This is a genomic window from Pseudomonas sp. A34-9 (assembly GCF_029543085.1).
Taxonomy (GTDB): domain Bacteria; phylum Pseudomonadota; class Gammaproteobacteria; order Pseudomonadales; family Pseudomonadaceae; genus Aquipseudomonas.
Genome location: NZ_CP119967.1, coordinates 2,422,529 through 2,438,565 on the forward strand (window position 1 = coordinate 2,422,529; position 16,037 = coordinate 2,438,565).

Annotated in this window: 18 protein-coding genes and 1 pseudogene; 9 read left to right on the plus strand and 10 right to left on the minus strand. The window is 57.3% G+C overall.

Features of this window, described 5'->3' with window-relative positions; all coding sequences use genetic code 11:
• Position 1: 1 nt before the first annotated feature.
• From P3G59_RS10875 to P3G59_RS10890, 4 genes are all read left to right on the plus strand, one after another.
• Entirely contained in the window at positions 2-727 is a 726-nt protein-coding gene (locus P3G59_RS10875) for a hypothetical protein (protein WP_277761516.1), read from the plus strand.
• Positions 728-791: 64 nt separating this feature from the next.
• On the plus strand, positions 792-1,949 hold the full coding sequence (locus tag P3G59_RS10880; protein WP_277761517.1) for a tail fiber domain-containing protein: 1,158 nt from the start codon (positions 792-794) through the stop codon (positions 1,947-1,949).
• A 58-nt stretch (positions 1,950-2,007) separates the two neighbouring features.
• Positions 2,008-2,430 carry a cell wall hydrolase gene (locus P3G59_RS10885; protein ID WP_277761518.1) on the plus strand — a complete coding sequence of 141 codons (423 nt, stop codon included), beginning with the start codon at positions 2,008-2,010 and terminating at the stop codon, positions 2,428-2,430.
• Complete coding sequence (locus tag P3G59_RS10890; protein WP_277761519.1) at positions 2,430-2,939, plus strand: lysis system i-spanin subunit Rz; 510 nt, start codon at positions 2,430-2,432, stop codon at positions 2,937-2,939. Before P3G59_RS10885 ends, P3G59_RS10890 begins: the two co-directional genes overlap by 1 nt.
• 67 nt (positions 2,940-3,006) lie before the next feature.
• Here P3G59_RS10890 and P3G59_RS10895 read toward each other — a convergent pair whose 3' ends face one another.
• From P3G59_RS10895 to P3G59_RS10915, 5 genes and pseudogenes are all read right to left on the minus strand, one after another.
• Positions 3,007-3,825 carry a TIR domain-containing protein gene (locus P3G59_RS10895; RefSeq protein WP_207867401.1) on the minus strand — a complete coding sequence of 273 codons (819 nt, stop codon included), beginning with the start codon at positions 3,823-3,825 and terminating at the stop codon, positions 3,007-3,009.
• Between the two features lie 253 nt (positions 3,826-4,078).
• Positions 4,079-4,231: pseudogene (locus P3G59_RS10900) on the minus strand (DUF159 family protein); the annotation flags it as partial.
• Between the two features lie 23 nt (positions 4,232-4,254).
• Complete coding sequence (locus tag P3G59_RS10905) at positions 4,255-4,980, minus strand: hypothetical protein (RefSeq protein WP_277761520.1); 726 nt, start codon at positions 4,978-4,980, stop codon at positions 4,255-4,257.
• Between the two features lie 83 nt (positions 4,981-5,063).
• Positions 5,064-5,273 (minus strand): hypothetical protein, encoded by a 210-nt coding sequence (locus P3G59_RS10910; protein WP_016774031.1) that lies wholly within the window; start codon positions 5,271-5,273, stop codon positions 5,064-5,066.
• A 492-nt stretch (positions 5,274-5,765) separates the two neighbouring features.
• Positions 5,766-6,044, minus strand: coding sequence for a hypothetical protein (locus tag P3G59_RS10915; RefSeq protein WP_277761521.1), 279 nt, complete (start codon positions 6,042-6,044; stop codon positions 5,766-5,768).
• A gap of 154 nt (positions 6,045-6,198) precedes the next feature.
• Between P3G59_RS10915 and P3G59_RS10920 the strand changes: the two genes are divergently transcribed.
• Positions 6,199-6,528 (plus strand): hypothetical protein, encoded by a 330-nt coding sequence (locus tag P3G59_RS10920; protein WP_277761522.1) that lies wholly within the window; start codon positions 6,199-6,201, stop codon positions 6,526-6,528.
• 58 nt (positions 6,529-6,586) lie between these two features.
• Here P3G59_RS10920 and P3G59_RS10925 read toward each other — a convergent pair whose 3' ends face one another.
• The gene (locus tag P3G59_RS10925; RefSeq protein ID WP_277761523.1) at positions 6,587-7,000 is read right to left on the minus strand and encodes a VOC family protein; all 414 of its coding nucleotides are present in this window, start codon (positions 6,998-7,000) and stop codon (positions 6,587-6,589) included.
• A gap of 220 nt (positions 7,001-7,220) precedes the next feature.
• Here P3G59_RS10925 and P3G59_RS10930 point away from each other — a divergent pair, with 220 nt between their 5' ends.
• Positions 7,221-9,032 (plus strand): ABC transporter ATP-binding protein, encoded by a 1,812-nt coding sequence (locus P3G59_RS10930; RefSeq protein ID WP_277761524.1) that lies wholly within the window; start codon positions 7,221-7,223, stop codon positions 9,030-9,032.
• Here the strand turns inward: P3G59_RS10930 and P3G59_RS10935 are convergent.
• The 3 genes from P3G59_RS10935 to P3G59_RS10945 all read right to left on the minus strand — a co-directional run bounded on the left by P3G59_RS10935 (position 9,029) and on the right by P3G59_RS10945 (position 12,345).
• Positions 9,029-9,973, minus strand: a complete 945-nt coding sequence (locus P3G59_RS10935; RefSeq protein WP_277761525.1) for an alpha/beta fold hydrolase — start codon at positions 9,971-9,973, stop codon at positions 9,029-9,031. The genes P3G59_RS10930 and P3G59_RS10935 overlap by 4 nt on opposite strands.
• Before the next feature lie 112 nt (positions 9,974-10,085).
• Positions 10,086-11,084, minus strand: a complete 999-nt coding sequence (locus P3G59_RS10940; protein WP_277761526.1) for an NAD(P)H-quinone oxidoreductase — start codon at positions 11,082-11,084, stop codon at positions 10,086-10,088.
• A gap of 61 nt (positions 11,085-11,145) precedes the next feature.
• Positions 11,146-12,345: a YbfB/YjiJ family MFS transporter gene (locus tag P3G59_RS10945; RefSeq protein WP_277761527.1), complete on the minus strand. Its 1,200-nt coding sequence runs from the start codon at positions 12,343-12,345 to the stop codon at positions 11,146-11,148.
• A 111-nt stretch (positions 12,346-12,456) separates the two neighbouring features.
• Here P3G59_RS10945 and P3G59_RS10950 point away from each other — a divergent pair, with 111 nt between their 5' ends.
• Together P3G59_RS10950 and P3G59_RS10955 are read left to right on the plus strand one after the other, a co-directional pair.
• The gene (locus P3G59_RS10950) at positions 12,457-13,332 is read left to right on the plus strand and encodes a LysR family transcriptional regulator (protein ID WP_277761528.1); all 876 of its coding nucleotides are present in this window, start codon (positions 12,457-12,459) and stop codon (positions 13,330-13,332) included.
• A 249-nt stretch (positions 13,333-13,581) separates the two neighbouring features.
• On the plus strand, positions 13,582-14,073 hold the full coding sequence (locus P3G59_RS10955) for a hypothetical protein (protein WP_277761529.1): 492 nt from the start codon (positions 13,582-13,584) through the stop codon (positions 14,071-14,073).
• Positions 14,074-14,122: 49 nt separating this feature from the next.
• Here the strand turns inward: P3G59_RS10955 and P3G59_RS10960 are convergent, their stop codons facing one another.
• A complete protein-coding gene (locus P3G59_RS10960; RefSeq protein WP_277761530.1) occupies positions 14,123-14,845 on the minus strand; it encodes a pirin family protein in 723 nt (240 codons plus the stop codon).
• Positions 14,846-15,059: 214 nt separating this feature from the next.
• Between P3G59_RS10960 and P3G59_RS10965 the strand changes: the two genes are divergently transcribed.
• Positions 15,060-16,010, plus strand: coding sequence for a GlxA family transcriptional regulator (locus P3G59_RS10965; RefSeq protein WP_277761531.1), 951 nt, complete (start codon positions 15,060-15,062; stop codon positions 16,008-16,010).
• Positions 16,011-16,037: the final 27 nt, after the last annotated feature.

Consider the following 16,037-nt stretch of genomic DNA (forward strand, 5'->3'; position numbering starts at 1 on the left):
CATGGATTACGGATTCAGGTCGCGCAACGGCCAGAACTTCTTTCAGGTCGATAGCGAAAACAAAGTGCTTAACGTGGCGGCTTTCGGCACCTATACGATCGGAAAGCCAGCGACGGCGCCCGTAACTATTACGCAAGCAGTCATCACTTATCCATCACCGATAACTACCACTGAAGCACCGCATGTGTTCCTGAACCCCTACAACCAAGGCATGTACCACTCATTGGTTCAGATGGGCGGGCCAGGGAACTGGACGGGTTTCTATTTCAGGCTGCATCTGATGTCGCCGTTCAATAGCTCCGACTGCAGTGGGCGCTGGCTCGTCGCAACATTCCGTTCGACTTCGCCACCCAACGAATACGACCTGCGCTTGCGCAACGCTGCGGGCGAGCAAATCTTTGTCGGCGCGGACAATCTTCTGGTGATGACCGGGCTGCCGATCAACGAAGGCTGGTCGCTCGATAATCGCGGCGGCGAGGTCTCTGGGATCTACTGGAGCGGATGCCAGATGCCCTGGACGGGGTCTTACGATGACTATTTTTTAGCATCCACATTACTCGGCGGAAAAATCTACAACGGCAACACCACACTGCAGACACCATGCGGCTTTCATGCGGGCGTTCGTTCGACGCTCAACGGTTACGTGGGAGCCATGGTGAGCTCGGAAGGCGGAACGGCCAAGAGCGGGCGAACCACATTTGCGGCCAAGCCCATGCGGCCGCTGTGATCCGGCCGCAAACCATCAGCCCGCCGAGTGCGGGTTTTTTATTGACCAAATTTAAGGAAATGCCATGCCCTGGCTCAGAGGTGGGACCGTCGCGGTCACCAACGGATCAACGACCGTCATTGGCACAAATGCAGACTTCGCAGCGAACTCCCGGATCGGTGACGCATTCATCGGTCCCGATGGGGGCAGCTATGAGATCGGCAATGTTGCGAGCGCAACAGTGATTTCGATCATTCCGGCTTACAAGGGGCCAACAGCCAGCGGTGTCGCCTACGCCATCATGCCGGTGCAGGGCTATCCCAAGGCTCTGGCCGACTCGTTCAACAGCATCAATCGTCAGTGGGGATCAAAGCTTGAGGCGCTTGGCACCACCGGCAATTACGATGTTCTGCCGGTGCTGAAAGGGGGGACCGGAGCAACAACCTCAGGGGACGCACTTGTCAATTTAGGCGCCGCCAAGTCCGGAGCAAACGGCGATATCACCTCCATTACAGGGATGACCACAGCTCTGTCCGTTACTCAAGGTGGTACGGGAGGGAAAACACAGGCAGCCGCACGAACCGGCCTAGGATTGGGTGGAGCTGCTGTATTGGATGTGGGCACTGCTGCTGGAACCGTCGCAGCTGGTAACGACTCCCGTATTACTGGCGCCGTGCAGACTGGATCGGCAGCGAACGTTCTGACTTTGCGCCTCAACAACGGCCCGACTTTGTCCAGTAGCGGGGGCTACTTAATATCAAATGCCGTGTTTTTCCCGCCAGGATACCGATCAAACAACGGAACAAGTGCAGGCTCAAATCAGTGGAACCTCTTCTGGGCTGGTTCTGGAATGCAAGTATGGGTGGACGGATCAAACACGGGAACGATCCAGTACACAGCCTCAGACGAGCGCATCAAAGAGGACATCGAATACGTCCAAGACACTGCTGGCGATCTTTCATTGGTGGAGTCGTTGAGGCCGGTTACCTATCGGTTTTCGGAGCGGGGACCCGTTTCTCGGTCCGGCCTAAAGCGCGGCTTCATCGCTCAGGATGTCATGCAATCGGATTCAGCGTTGGTGACTGGAGAGGTCATTGAGGGGGAAGCGAAGGACAACATCACCTCAATTCTTTCGCTTGATTCCCTTGGTCTTGTTTCCTATCTGGTTGGTGCAGTTCAAGAACTTTCAACGAAAAATAAGCAGCTAGAAAACCGAATCAACGCGATTGAGCAAGTCCACTAACTTGCCGTTTCGAATACACCCGCCGCTGAGCGGGTATTTTTTTGCCTGGAGAAAAGTGATGACTGTTACCGAAAAAGACCGCGACATCCTCGCGCGAACTATTTGGGGTGAGGCGCGCGGTGAAGGAACGGCTGGCCAGATCGCCGTGGCGTGGGCTATCCGCAACCGCGTGTTCGACGGCAAGACCAATTCGTGGTGGGGCGAGGGCTATGCAGGTGTGTGCCAGAAGCCGTACCAGTTCAGTTGCTGGAACAAGACCGACCCCAACTATCAATTCTTGATCGGCGTGAAGCAGATCCCTTTCCGCGAACTGGCGCAATGTCGGATCGCTGCTGACCAGGTGATCGACGGCAAGGTCCAAGACCCAACCGGCGGCGCCACACACTACTACGCCACCACCATCAAGGCGCCGGCCTGGTCGGCGAAGGCGAAACAGACTCTTAAGTTGGGCGGCCACGTCTTCTTCAAGGATGTGCCGTGATGGTCGCGCCGTGGAAAGCGGTTGGCTTTCTGGCGATGGTGCTCGGCGGCTTCGGCAGCGCCTGGCAGTTTCAGGATTGGCGATACGGCCAGCAGCTTGCCGAGCAAGCGCGCCTGCACGCCGAGATCCTTAATCAGTTGACCGAGGCAGCGGCGACAGCGCAGCAGGCCGAGCAGGACAAGCGCCTCGCGCTCGAGCAGCGGCTGGCAACCAGTGAGCGAACCCACTATAAGGAACTGAGCGATGCTCAACGTGACCAAGATCGCCTGCGCGATCGCCTTGCCACTGCTGATGTGCGGCTGTCAGTCCTCCTCGACGCAACCGACGTTGCCAAAGGCTGCGACGTGCCAACCACCTCCAGCGCCGGCGGCGTGGATCATGCAACCGTACGCGCCCGACTTGACCCGGCGCATGCTCAACGAATTATCGCCATCACCGACACCGGCGACCGGGGATTGATCGCGCTGCATGCGTGTCAGGACTACATCAACGCATTGAGTCGGCAGTAGGGCCTCAACTCAAAAGCTGTTGATTTGCGATGTGCCGAAACCGCCGAGTGGTCGGAGTTGGAGATTATTAAATGTCAAGTATCAGTTTTTTTGCATCGACAATAAGTTTTGGTGACAAATACATATTAATTGACTCCATGCTGACGGAGCCATTCGGCCCAAACCCAAAACCTGACGATATTGACTCGATTCTTATAATTGAATGTAGTTCGTTATTAGCCATTGCCCGTACTTTCTTGATAATCGAGTTTTCAATGTTTTCTAATTTCAAGCAGAGCTCTTGCCTCGTTGGATCTAAGCGTTCGCAACTTTCAATTAGTCCTTTTAGCTCTTTTGCTGGGAGTAAAAGCTTAATCGCTGTTGCTATATTTGCACCTAGGTTGTGTGTATACTCAAAATCAATTAGCTTTTCTGCCAGTTCGTTGAAATCTGTTTTTAGTTTTCCTCTACCGCCTACCGCAGATTGTAGTGATTTGAATGCGAATTCAAGCTGGCTTGCTTGATTGCCCGATATGGCATTTAGATTATTCAGTGGTGAAGGCAGAGTGCTTGGTGAAGCTCCTGAATGGCATATCGGAAGCAAAGGGATTTCATTTTTTTCTTCGTTTATGTTAATCAGGTTTCTGATCCATATCGCTCCGAGCTCAAAGTTTATCCAGTTTCGCTTAACGGATGTGTTACTTATTAAATATATTGCTGCTACGCAGTTGGTTAATCCATTTTCTATTTTTTTTAGAAAATTTGCGCCAGCTGGAATACTGGTTCCATCTGATGAAACAAAAACATCAACAAAGCCGCTGAACTCTTCTACTATCGCTTGCTGTATGATAAGTGCAAGTGCTTTTTCTTCGTGTATGTGTGAGAGGAAAATCATCTTCTGTGACATGTTATGTGCTCATGTTTAGGCGTTGTGGGTTGTAGCATCAATTTGAGAGCGTAACAGTCTTTCAAGTCGGAGCCTATCATGAGATTTAATGATCTAAAAAGACCTAACACTTCATCCGTTTTTACGTGCTCAACGATTTTAATCTTCCAAAGGTGTCGGTCTGCCCACCTTTCTACGGCATCGAAAAAACTTTGTGCAATCCTTGGTCAGTGCGGGGCCATCCCTGGCGGACCGTATCGGCGTGCAGGAACTAGCATTCTTTATTTGATAGAGCGAGCTAGAAAGTCGGCGCTGCGTTGTACCGTTCAAAGGATTGCTCCCCGGTCGAGTTGATCAGGGCGTTCGGCATGCTCAGCGCTGCAACGATGTCGTGAATGCCGCTACACTGGGAGAGTCGTCCGCACATTGCCCGTTTCTCGCATCGATCTATCAGCGTAGACCTAATGGCGCTGTCTTCGTCACAAAACCTTTTCCGGCGCAGGCCTGGCAATCATCGCGCGCATCAAAGCGATCAAGGCAGGCAGGGCAAATGCGGAAAGCTGCCGACTCAATGTGAGGCCGCACCTTTTCGAAAGCGCGCAGATCTCGTTCCTCCTGCGCGACTTGCGCAGCATCTATAAGCGCTCGATAGGCGTCAGCGTCAGAGATAGAGTGGTAGGTGATGCCGGCGATCATTCGTTCGGTCTCGACCAACTGATACTGGCGCCCATTCAATTCCAGCACCAGGCCGGTAATTCTTCCAATCTTCCGCGAAAGACCCAAGGTCAGCCGCACACAATCTGCGTCAGAGTAGACCTTGCCGTCGTAAGCGAAGGACGCGCCGCGCGGTTCATCACTTTTAAAGTTGAAGATTGACCGGCTGATAGTGCCCAGCAGATTCCCGTTGTCGATTTGAACGACGTCATAGGTCGAGGCGCCGCGGTAGTGCCCGGGCGAATTCTGCAGCTCCTCGATAGCGTGCCAGTACGCGGCGTCTGCCATTTCGTTCATATCGAACTGCTCAAGCTGGTCGATCAGGCCTTCATCGCGGAGCGTGGCTGCCATCTCGTGGAGGGTTTCCCGGTGCCCCTCTGGGTTTTGCAGGCGGAAGTCCTGGTCATTGAGAGCTACGCGCCATCGCTGGAGCCGGAGGGTTTTTGCTTGGTCGAAATTCATGCTGCTGAGTTCGCTGTACAAATGCTGTATGCATGTACAGTAATTGAGGCGTGAGAGGTGGGCGAGGGGTAGGCGACGAGCTGTCAGTCGGGCGTCATTAAAACTGCCAAGGTCATCTTGATGAATTCTTCGTTCTTGTCGATTGCCCAGAGGGCGCCGCGGACATTCTCGGCCACATCGGCCGATCCGCGCTGCTCGACCCAATTGGATAATTCCATGATGGCGGCTTCGAGGGCGAGTTGGTTTTCGTTGATCTTGAAAAGCAGGGAAGGGAGTAGGTCAGAGTTGGGCATTTTCGGTTTCCTCCGTGGAGTAAACCAGAGTAGCAGGGTGTGTGTTCAGTCGACAGAACGCCGGGGAAGGGGTTGCGCAAAACCTCCTCTGGAGGCCGCGTATTTTCGTTTGCATAAGCACAAAAAAACGGATGTTTTGCTATGCGTAAATCAAGCCTTATTCTTTTGATATCAATAGCTTGCGTGTCTTCAGCCCCCAGCATGGGGTGCTAGGGGTCGAGTGTTCGAATCACTCCGTCCCGACCATAATTCCTGAGTAAAATCAGACAATTAAGCCGATCATCTAGATCGGCTTTTTTGTGCCTGCGCAAAACTCGCAGGACAGTGTTACTCACGCCGATGACGAAATCTTTCATGAGCATTTCTTGAGTGTGATGCCCGTGGCATCCCTTCATGAGATACCCGAACGGCTTTCTTATCGCCATCGCGTCTGGTTTCGCTAATCGCCCCAGTTTGCATACGCCATCGTCGGGGGGGGGGGGAACAGGAACGTTACTGCGCAGGTTTTTTCTTGATGTCATGCGAATCACTTGAAGTCGCGGCATCCTTTTCAGTTTCGTGCGACTGCGCGCCGGCGTTGCCGCCTGACGATTCCTCGCCTTTCTTGTTCGCCTTTTCTTCATTGGATTGTTTGCTGCCTGATTGATTGACTCCCGGCAATGCGGTCGGCGGGGCAGCAGATCCCGCAGTGGTCTTTTCGGCGGCCATGGCGCACGCCGGGCCGATGAGGAGCAGGCTGGCGAGGGACAGGGCAGCAATGTTCTTGTTCATTATCTGTGCGCTCCACTGAGGGGTGTTCAGTTTGGAAGTGCAGATAGGCGAAAGGTGCGAGCCACCGGACGAGTGGCAGGAAGGCAAATTGCTGGCCCCCAGACTTTCGCTTCACCGGCAAAATCGCCTTTTTTCAAAAGGTTAGGTTGGCTATATGCGGACGATTGTCATAACCGTTGCAACGCTTTCCCTGGCTGTCCTCGCGCAGGGAGTGCAGGCGAGAGAACTGAGCAAGAGCCATCGATTTGCGTGCACTTGGGGTTCGGATATCGCTGCCGGTGCTCAGCAGTCGAAGCTCGCTGGCGTCTCCCTTTATGGCGCACGCAAACAGTTGCAGGTGCGCCGATTCCAGCAACCCTGGATGCGCATGACGGCGATGGGAATTATCGAGCAAACCTATAACAGCACGTCAAAGCTCAAACCGGCGGCGGTCAAGCAGACTTATTACGAACAATGCGTACGCCACGAACTGGCCCAGCGCTGAAGCAAAGAAGCCCAACCTGAACCGGTTGGGCTTTTTCATGCCTGCCCCTATGTCAGTGTCACTTTTCGCTTTCGCAATTGACCATCCACGACACGCCAAAACGATCCACCAGCATGCCGAAACGCGCGGCCCAGAAAGTCGCCTCCAGTGGCATATCGACGCGACCATCCTTGGCCAGTGCGTTGAACACTCGCTCGGCCTCGGCAATGCTTTCGACGTTCAGCGAAATCGAGCATCCGCTCATGCCCTGGGTCGGGCGGTCGGGTGTGGTGTCCGAGGCCATGATCATCTGATCACCCACTTTCAGGCAGGTGTGGATGATCAGGTTGTGGTGCTCTTTGGGCACATGCTCGGCGGCGGGTGTTTCGCCGAATGTCATCATTGCTTCGAGCTTTCCTTGCAAGGCTTGCTCGTAAAAGGTGAAGGCCTCGCGGCAGTCACCGTTGAAGATCAGGTACGGGTCGATTCTCATGTCTCTGCTCCCGGCAGTCAGGCGCGGAGCGTGGCGGGTGGTCGCCGGGTTCCGCGTTGGGCGGTTAAAACATAGCAGAGCGTTGGACGCCGGAAAGGCCTGAGTCTTACAGATGTTTTTGTTCTGAAAAGCGTGTTGATAATAACGCGGTCGTCGGGTGAAGTTCAGCCGTAGTGCTGGAGTACCATGACCCACCACCACCTGCAGAGTCCACTACCCCATGCCTGATCTATCGCGTTTCACGTCCTTGTTCGATCAGGCGCAGCGAGCCCTGCGGTTGGTCTGGGGGACATCGCGTGGCTTGTTTCTGGGGCTGGTGCTGGCAACGTTGGTGGCCGGGCTGTTGCCGGCACTGGCGGCATGGTTGGGGCAGCGAATTGTTGATGCCGTGGTGGCGGCGATGCAGTTGCATGCGCAACACGGCAGCGCGCCGCTGTGGCCAGTGTTGCGTTACGTTTTGTTGGAGGCCGGGGTGTTGGCGCTGTTGTCCGGCACGCAACGGGCGCTCTCGGTGCAGCAGTCGCTGTTGCGGGTGCAACTGGGGCAGAAGGTCAATACGCTGATCTTGCAGAAAGCGCAGACCCTGTCACTGGTGCAGTTCGAGAACTCCGAGTTCTACGACAAACTGGTGCGTGTTCGTCGCGAGGCTTCGACCCGGCCACTGGCGCTGGTCATGAAATCGCTGGGCTTGATTCAGAACTTGATCATGCTGATCAGCTTTGGCGTGCTGCTGGTGCACTTTTCTCCCTGGGCGCTGGTGCTGCTGGTGGTCGGTGCGTTGCCGGTGTTCTTCGCCGAGGCGCATTTTTCCGGTGACGCCTTTCGTCTGTTCACCCGCCGTGCGCCGGAGAGTCGGCAGCAGAGCTACATCGAAACCTTGCTGTCCCACGAAACGTACATCAAAGAGGTCAAGCTGTTCGGATTTGCCCCGTTGTTGCTGCAACGCTACCGCGACACGTTCGCCAGACTGTATGCCGAAGACCGGCGCCTGACGTTGCGGCGCGATGGCTGGGGCTTCGGCCTCGGCCTGCTCGGTACGGCGGCTTTTTACGTGGCCTATGCCTGGGTGGTGATCGATGCCGTACATGGCCAGATCAGCCTCGGTCAGATGACCATGTATCTGGTGCTGTTCAAGCAAGGCCAAAGCGCTGTGAGCAGCAGTCTGAGTGCAATCAGCGGCCTGTACGAAGACGGCCTCTACCTGACGAGTCTTTATGAATACCTGGCCGAACCGGTGCAGGTGGATACCGGTCACCTGACGGTCGGTGCCTGCCCGGGCGATGGTTTGCGTTTCGAAAACGTCGGTTTTCGTTACCCCGGTGCCAGTCGGCCGGCACTGGAAAACATTGACCTGCAACTGGTGCCAGGCAAGAGCATGGCGTTGGTCGGCGAGAACGGTTCTGGCAAGACCACGCTGATCAAGTTACTGACCCGGCTCTACCGCCCTGATCAAGGGCGCATCCTGCTCGACGGCAGCGATTTGCAGGATTGGCAGGAGACCGCGTTACGTCGGCGGATTGGCGTGATTTTTCAGGACTACATTCGCTACCAGTTCACCGTTGGAGAAAACATCGGCGTCGGCGATACCCTGGCGTTCAACGACGTGCAGCGGTGGCAGGAGGCGGCTGCCCAAGGCATGGCTGCACCCTTTATCGAAGGGCTGGACAAGGGGTATGCCACGCAGTTGGGACGCTGGTTTGCCGGTGGCCAGGAATTGTCCGGTGGGCAGTGGCAGAAGATTGCCTTATCCCGCGCGTACATGCGCCGTGATGCTGACATTCTGATCCTCGATGAGCCGACGTCCGCCCTTGATCCGGCGGCCGAAGCGGCGGTGTTCGAGCATTTCAGCCAGCACAGCGACGGGCGCATGACCTTGCTGATCTCCCATCGTTTTTCCAGCGTGCGCAATGCTGACCACATCATCGTGCTGCAACAAGGCAAGATTCTGGAGCAGGGCGGCCACGATCAACTGATTGCGGCTGCCGGGCATTACGCGCAACTGTTCGATTTGCAGGCTCGCGGCTACCGTTAAGTGTCCCGCCCGCTGCGTACGGTCGCAGGCCCGGCCACCCGGGGGGCCGGTTTGCTCTGCATCAGGCTGTCGATCGCCTTGCGGTAATTCTGCCCGCCGAGCGCCATGCTGTTGTTGTGCGTCGCGCCCGGCACCAACAGCAGGCGTTTGGGTTGTTGCGCGGCGTTGAACAGTTGCTCGCTGAAACGCGGAGGAACGAAAGCGTCAGCCAGACCGTGGACCACCAGCAGCGGCATATGAATGTCGGCGATCTTGTCGATCGAATCGAATTTCTGCGACAGCAGCCAGCGCACTGGCAATGACGTGTTGGCCACAGATGCGGCGACATCTGCCAGCGTGGTAAACGTGGACTCGATCACCAGTCCGCGCACGGGTAGCGCGGAGTGATCGCGAGCGGCGGCCTGCCCAAGTTCCGCTGCCAGATCGATCGCCACGGCGCCGCCCAGGGAATGCCCGTAGATCAGGCGTTTGGCCGGATCCGGTTGCAGCAGTTTGAAGCGCTCCCACGCCACGCGCGCGTCTTCGTAGACACTGCTTTCCGACGGCAGATCACCGTGACTCTTGCCGAAACCGCGATAGTCGATGGCCAACACTGAGTAACCCGCCGCGCGCAATTGTTCGATGCGGAACAACTGGCCGGTGAGGTTCCAGCGCACGCCATGCAGATAGAGAATGGCCGGCGCATTGGCTTTTTCCGCCGGCCACCACCAGGCATGAATGTTCTCCCCGGCTTTGAAGCTTTTCGGTTGCAGGTCGAGTTCCTGCACGCTGCCAGGCAAGCCGTGATACCAGCCGGCCGTGCCGGGTTCGATGCGAAACAGCAGTTTGCGTTCGGTGTGTTCGAGTACGGCACAACTGGTCGGCACGCCGATAATCAGCGCGGCCATACAGGCGAACGCCAAACGGCGGCGTCGCAGACGCGTCATGAAGGACAGGAACATTAAACGTTTCACCCAAGCGCAGACAAAGAAGGCTTTTTACCAGATGGCTCGGTCTGCGCGTGAGTTTTTCGACCACCGTCCCGATGCAACGATTACCAAATGCTGCAAGGAATCACGCCACCTGCAGCACAATCTTGCCGATATGGTCGCCAGCCTCCATGTGCGCGTGAGCCTGAGCCGCGTCGTTGAGTGAATAAACCTTGTCGATCATCGGCAGTAACCGCCCGGCAGACAGTGCCGGCCATACGTGCTCGCGCAGTTGATCGGCAATCGCGGCTTTTTCGGCAGCGGTGCGGGCGCGAAGGAGAGACCCGGTAATGACCGCACGTTTGGCCATCATTGCCAGCAGATCAAAGTCGTTGGCCCGCGCGCCGCCGAGAAAGCCGAGCATGACCAGTCGGCCATCCATCGCCAGTGCGCTGACGTTATCGTTGAGATACGAGCCGCCCATGATGTCGAGGATCACATTGACGCCCTGGCCTGCGGTTTTATCGGCGATGACTTGGGCGAACTCCTCCTCGCGATAGTTGATCGGCAAGCCGCCAAGGTCGCGGATCGCTGCGCATTTGTCTGCGCTGCCTGCGGTGGCGAACGTTTCTATACCGAATTCGCGGCAAAGCATCAGTGCGGTAGTGCCGATGCCGCTGGTGCCGCCGTGAATCAGCGCGCGTTGCCCACGGCTGGCGCCGCCGAGGCCGAACAGGTTGGCCCATACGGTAAAGAAGGTTTCCGGGAGCGCGGCGGCGTGCACCCAGTCCAGGCCGTGGGGAATCGGCAGGGTCTGGCCGGCCGGGACGGCGCAGTATTCGGCATAACCGCCGCCATTGGTCAGCGCGCAGACTTTGTCGCCCACGGCGAATTGACTGACACCCGTTCCGAGTGCCACGACTTCACCGGCAACCTCCAGCCCCGGGATCGGGTTCATGCCGGGTTTCATCGGATATTTCCCCGCTCGCTGCAAGGCGTCCGGCCGGTTGATCCCGGCGGCGTGTACGCGGATCAGTACCTCGCCGTCTGCGGCGACCGGCAACGGCACGCGGCGGGGTTGTAATACCTCGGGGGCACCGGGTTCGGTGATTTCGATTCGGGTCATTTCATTGGGCAGTGACATATCGGATCCTCTTGGATTGAGTTCTGTAAGTGGGAGCGTGCGGCGCAAGCAATGATTCCATTCAATGTGCACAGCACTGCGGTTCGATCGGGGCGGGCAGCCATTTCATGGCTTGCTCCAGCAGCAATGCCACGACGATCGCGCCAGCGGCAATGACGAACAACAACGCGTGGTGACCGCCGCTGGCGTTGAACAGCGCCGAATAGGCAAACCCGGCTAACGCCTGAAACGTGGCAAACGACACCGTGGCGCGGCTCCAGGCGATTTGCTGGCGATGGTGCTCCGGCACCAGCTCATGCACTCGCGCCAGTGCCAGCGGCACGATGCCGGGCGGGAATGAACCGAGAATCACCGCCAGCAACGCCAGCGCTAGAAAAGACTGGGTTATCGTCAGTAGCCCCAAGGCAATCGCCTGCACCACCAGCACCAGGCGAATGCCGGACCGCGGGCCAAGCTGATCGGCGAGAAAGCCATAACTCACCGGGCCGACAATCGCGCCCAGGCCATACATCACCCAGATCGACGCGCCGACATGCGCCCCGGCGCCTAGTCCGCGAGCGACGTAATCCACCAGAAAAACCATCGCCGGCACCAGACCAGCGGCCATGAAAGCGTATTGGGCGAACAGCACATAAACAGCGCGCGGCGTCGGTTCAACGGACGCCGTTTGGTGCGGAGCCGCCGGGTGCGCAAAATCGGACGGCCAACCGAACCAGCTCAACGCAGTCAGCAACAGGGCCAAAGCCCCCAGGCCCAGCCAGGTTGCCTGTAAACCAAGGTTTAACAGCGGTGGCACCAGCGTCCCCGAGCCGGCTATGCCAAGACCGATGCCGAGAAAAATCGCGCCGCTGGCCAAACCTTTACGGGCGGCCGGAACATGCGGCAATACCGTCGCCGCCACCAACACCATGATCGCGCCACCGGCAATCCCGGATAGCAGCCGCCAGCCGAAGAACCAGCTCACCGACACCGGAAACGCGCAGGCAAAAAATGCCGCCGTGACGATCAGCATCATCAGCCGCAAGGCATTTTTATTGCCGAACTGGCGCGCTGTAGGCCGGCCGAGCAGGGCGCCGATCAGATAACCCACCAGGTTGGCCGCTCCGAGGTAGACCACATCATTGGCGCTGAACCACTGCGCTTCAATCAGCGAAGGAATCAACGGCGTGTAAGCGAAACGCGCCAGTCCGATGCTGACCAGGCTGGCGCAGAGGCCAGCGAAGATCGACAGCCAGATACCGGTAGAGGTTGAAGTGCGCATGATAGCGATCTCGCGGAAGGTTTATGGCGTTCAGCATATCGGCTATCGTTGCTGCGTTAATGCAGCGATTAAGCTGCACTGCGATGCGAATTTGCATCATCGGGAGACAGCATGAATTGGGATGATGCACGGGTGTTTCTGGCCGTTTGCCGCGAGTCGACGTTGCGTGGTGCGGCGCGGATGCTGGGAGTGGATCAGGCGACTGTCGGGCGGCGGATCAGCGCGCTGGAAAAGTCCCTGAGTGCGACGTTGTTCCTGCGCACCTCCGAGGGGTACGCGTTGACGGCGGTCGGCGAAGCGGCGCTGAAAAGTGTAGAGAAAATGGAGCATTCGGCGCTGGAGCTGGAGCGGCAGATTCAGGGCCTGGACGATCGTCTGACCGGCACGGTGCGCGTCAGTACCACCGATTCGCTGGCCATCGATTTTCTGATCCCGGCGATTGCCCGTCTGCACGAGCAGCACCCGGACGTGCGGGTGCAGCTGGATGCGTCCACGCAGATCGTCAGCCTGGCCAAACGCGAGGCGGACATCGCCGTACGTAACACCCGACCGGACAATCCTGACCTGATCGCTCGGCGAATTGCCCGATGGCCGGTGGGGCTGTTCGCCTCCCAGGCGTATATCGACGTCAATGGAGTGCCGCGACCGGACACGGCGTTCGAGGGGCATGATCTGGTGGTCTATCAGCCGTATCTGCAAAGCAAAAAGGATCTGACTCTGGTATCGGAGCCGTTGAGTCGCGGCCGCATCGTCGCGAGCCTCAGTTCCAGCCTGCTCGTCCGTCGCTCGATTGCTGCAGGATTGGGTGTAGGAGAAATTCCGGTGTACATGGGCGAGCGAGATGGACTGGTCAGACTCTGGTCGCAACGTACCCGGCCACTGCCGTATGAAGTCTGGCTGGTGACCCATGCGGATCTGCGCCATACAGCGCGGGTGAGGGCAGTAATTGACCAGATTGTTGAGGCGTTTGCGCTGGAGAATGAGTAAGCACGAGACTGTTTTGTAGAGGCTACATCGTCGGATGAAACGGCCTACAACTCAGGCTGAATCAGCCGGCTTGTGGTCACTGGGGAAGGAATCTATTGTTTCCACAGTCCGGTAGGCGATGCGGACCTCGCAACGAAACGATCGACCACGGAAGGTCGTAATCCCGTCAAAGGTGATGAATTGAAAGCCAGGGAAGTCAGTCAGTACCCATACAGTGATCCATTGAACGAAATCCGGAATACGCAAACCATGAGCACGATAAGCCGCGAAGAGTTCGATGCCAGGATCGAGACCATAGAGACGAGAATGGATGCTCGGATGGAAGGTGTATCGATGAGGATCGATGCATTTCTGGCGGCTCAGGCAGAGCGGGACAAGGCCAACGGCCGGATTCAGTCAGAGATTGACAGGACTCAAGCTGAGCGGGACAGAACTCAAGCAGAGCGGGACAGGGCTCAAGCAGAGCGAGACAAACGTTTCGAACTGATGTCGTCTGCCATCCAGACCATTGCAGAAGAGTCGAAAGAAGCGATCAAACAGGCGAGCACCACGAAAGCCAACGTCTGGGCAGCGACTGCCGTTCAATTGGTGGGGCTCGTTGCGATCGTCGTCGGTGCCTGTTATGCCAATCAAGCCAACATGTATGCAGCGATCCAGACGACGTTGGCGGCGATTCAGGCGGGCAAGGAATTCACCGTCCCGATGCCCCCGACGCTGCCGTGGCTCAAACCACCAGAATAAAAAACGGCCTTCACCGGAAGGCCGTTTCTGTGGGCATTGAAACACCGCATCATGGCATTTCTGGCAACTCCTGCGGCCGCAAGTCGAACACCAGCACCTCGGCATCGACACCATTGCTTAAACTCAGCAACTGTTCCTCGCGAACTCGCACGCCGTCGCCTTCCTGCAATCGCTGACCATTGAGTTCAACACTGCCGCGTGCAACGTGCACATAGGCGTAGCGGTTGGCGGGCAGTTCCAGCGTCGCGCTTTCCTTGCCGTCGAACAGCCCGGCGTACACCCGTGCGTCCTGGCGCACTTTCAGCGAACCGTCGTGGCCGTCCGGCGAAATGATCAATTGCAGACGACCGCGTTTTTTCTTGGCGCTGAAATGCTCCTGTTGATAACGCGGTTTGGCACCGGCAACCTCCGGCACGATCCAGATCTGCAGGAAGTGCACCGGTTTGCTCGCCGAATGGTTGAACTCGCTGTGCGCCACACCGCTGCCGGCGCTCATCAATTGCACATCGCCCGGGCGGATGACCGAGCCGGTACCCAGCGTGTCCTTGTGTTCCAGCGCGCCTTCCAGTACGTAGGAAAAGATCTCCATGTCGCGATGCGGGTGCTGACCGAAGCCTTTACCGGCAGCAACGCGGTCGTCATTAATCACCAGCAGGTCGGAAAAGCCCTGCTCGCGCGGGTCGCGGTAGCTGGCGAAGGAAAAGGTATGAAAGGACTTCAACCAGCCATGATTGGCGAGGCCACGATCAGAGGCTTTGCGAAGGGTCAGCATGATGAAATCTCCTTGCGGGACGTGAATTCGTCCGAGTGAGGAGAAGTTTACTGGTTACTGTTCGGTGCAATAAGTAGATGAAAATTGAAAGACTGTCCTGATCAGGTTGACAGTTGTGCGACGCGCCTCGCATAAACTCTTGCGCCCCGAATGTCGTACTTGGCCATAATGTCTGGCCTGTCTCATGTCTCCTTGATTTAAGTGATGTCTTCCCATGAAAACCGTGGCAATGGTGCTGTTTCCCGACTTTCTTCTGCTAGACATGGCCGGGCCAATGGAGGTTTTTTCAGTTGCCAATCGCTACTTGAAACCTGCAGCGCATTATCAATTGATCACGCTTGGCACTGAACGTGGGCCGCTGCGGGCCTCCAATGGTGCGTTGGTGCATGCCGACCGGACTATCGAAGACGACACCGAGCGATATGACTTGCTGCTGGTGCCGGGAGGCCCGGGTGCCTACAACCAACAGTTTCCGTCGCTGTTTGCCTGGCTCAAAGACGCCGTCCGGCGCGCCGAATACTATGGCTCGATCTGCACCGGCGCCTTCGTGCTGGGCCATGCCGGCTTGCTCGATGGCTACCGCGTGACCACCCATTGGAACTACACCGAGCGCCTGATCAGGGGTTTCCCGAAAGCCCATGTCGCAACCGATCAGATCTATGTCGAAGATCGCAATCTGATCACCTCAGGTGGTGTCACTGCCGGTATCGATATGGCGCTGGCCGTGGTTGCCCGCGATCACGGCAAGAAACTCGCCCAGGATGTAGCCAAAGTCCTGCTGGTGGTGATGAAACGGCAGGGCGGTCAAGCGCAGTTCAGTCCGCTGATGGCTGCCGTGGCGCCACAGGAAACGCCGATTACCCGCGCGCAGAATTATGTGCTGGAGCACCTCGACGAAGCCTTTACGGTCGAGCGCATGGCCGCCATTGTCAACATGAGTGCGCGGCACTTTGCGCGGGTGTTCACCCGCGAAATCAACATGACGCCGATGGCATTTCTGCAGAGTGCGCGCATCGACTGCGCGCGAAATCTGCTGGAAACCAGCGATCTGCCGCTTAAAACCGTGGCTTACAAAAGTGGTTTCGGCAGTGTGCGGCACATGCGTTCACTGTTTGCTGAAAAGCTTGGCCTGACCCCTGCGCAATACCGCGAACAGTTCAGCTAGAGCGTTTGTGTCCGTCTGGCGCACCCG

Bases quoted from the DNA above. Each gene is read 5' to 3' on its own strand.
- P3G59_RS10885 (WP_277761518.1), top strand. From the start codon at position 2,008: ATGACTGTTACCGAAAAAGACCGCGACATCCTCGCGCGAACTATTTGG.
- P3G59_RS10945 (WP_277761527.1), bottom strand. From the start codon at position 12,345: ATGCGCACTTCAACCTCTACCGGTATCTGGCTGTCGATCTTCGCTGGC.
- P3G59_RS10940 (WP_277761526.1), bottom strand. From the start codon at position 11,084: ATGTCACTGCCCAATGAAATGACCCGAATCGAAATCACCGAACCCGGT.
- P3G59_RS10880 (WP_277761517.1), top strand. From the start codon at position 792: ATGCCCTGGCTCAGAGGTGGGACCGTCGCGGTCACCAACGGATCAACG.
- P3G59_RS10935 (WP_277761525.1), bottom strand. From the start codon at position 9,973: ATGTTCCTGTCCTTCATGACGCGTCTGCGACGCCGCCGTTTGGCGTTC.
- P3G59_RS10920 (WP_277761522.1), top strand. From the start codon at position 6,199: ATGCGGACGATTGTCATAACCGTTGCAACGCTTTCCCTGGCTGTCCTC.
- P3G59_RS10910 (WP_016774031.1), bottom strand. From the start codon at position 5,273: ATGCCCAACTCTGACCTACTCCCTTCCCTGCTTTTCAAGATCAACGAA.
- P3G59_RS10930 (WP_277761524.1), top strand. From the start codon at position 7,221: ATGCCTGATCTATCGCGTTTCACGTCCTTGTTCGATCAGGCGCAGCGA.
- P3G59_RS10895 (WP_207867401.1), bottom strand. From the start codon at position 3,825: ATGTCACAGAAGATGATTTTCCTCTCACACATACACGAAGAAAAAGCA.
- P3G59_RS10960 (WP_277761530.1), bottom strand. From the start codon at position 14,845: ATGCTGACCCTTCGCAAAGCCTCTGATCGTGGCCTCGCCAATCATGGC.
- P3G59_RS10955 (WP_277761529.1), top strand. From the start codon at position 13,582: ATGAGCACGATAAGCCGCGAAGAGTTCGATGCCAGGATCGAGACCATA.
- P3G59_RS10925 (WP_277761523.1), bottom strand. From the start codon at position 7,000: ATGAGAATCGACCCGTACCTGATCTTCAACGGTGACTGCCGCGAGGCC.
- P3G59_RS10915 (WP_277761521.1), bottom strand. From the start codon at position 6,044: ATGAACAAGAACATTGCTGCCCTGTCCCTCGCCAGCCTGCTCCTCATC.
- P3G59_RS10905 (WP_277761520.1), bottom strand. From the start codon at position 4,980: ATGAATTTCGACCAAGCAAAAACCCTCCGGCTCCAGCGATGGCGCGTA.
- P3G59_RS10950 (WP_277761528.1), top strand. From the start codon at position 12,457: ATGAATTGGGATGATGCACGGGTGTTTCTGGCCGTTTGCCGCGAGTCG.
- P3G59_RS10965 (WP_277761531.1), top strand. From the start codon at position 15,060: ATGAAAACCGTGGCAATGGTGCTGTTTCCCGACTTTCTTCTGCTAGAC.
- P3G59_RS10890 (WP_277761519.1), top strand. From the start codon at position 2,430: ATGGTCGCGCCGTGGAAAGCGGTTGGCTTTCTGGCGATGGTGCTCGGC.
- P3G59_RS10875 (WP_277761516.1), top strand. From the start codon at position 2: ATGGATTACGGATTCAGGTCGCGCAACGGCCAGAACTTCTTTCAGGTC.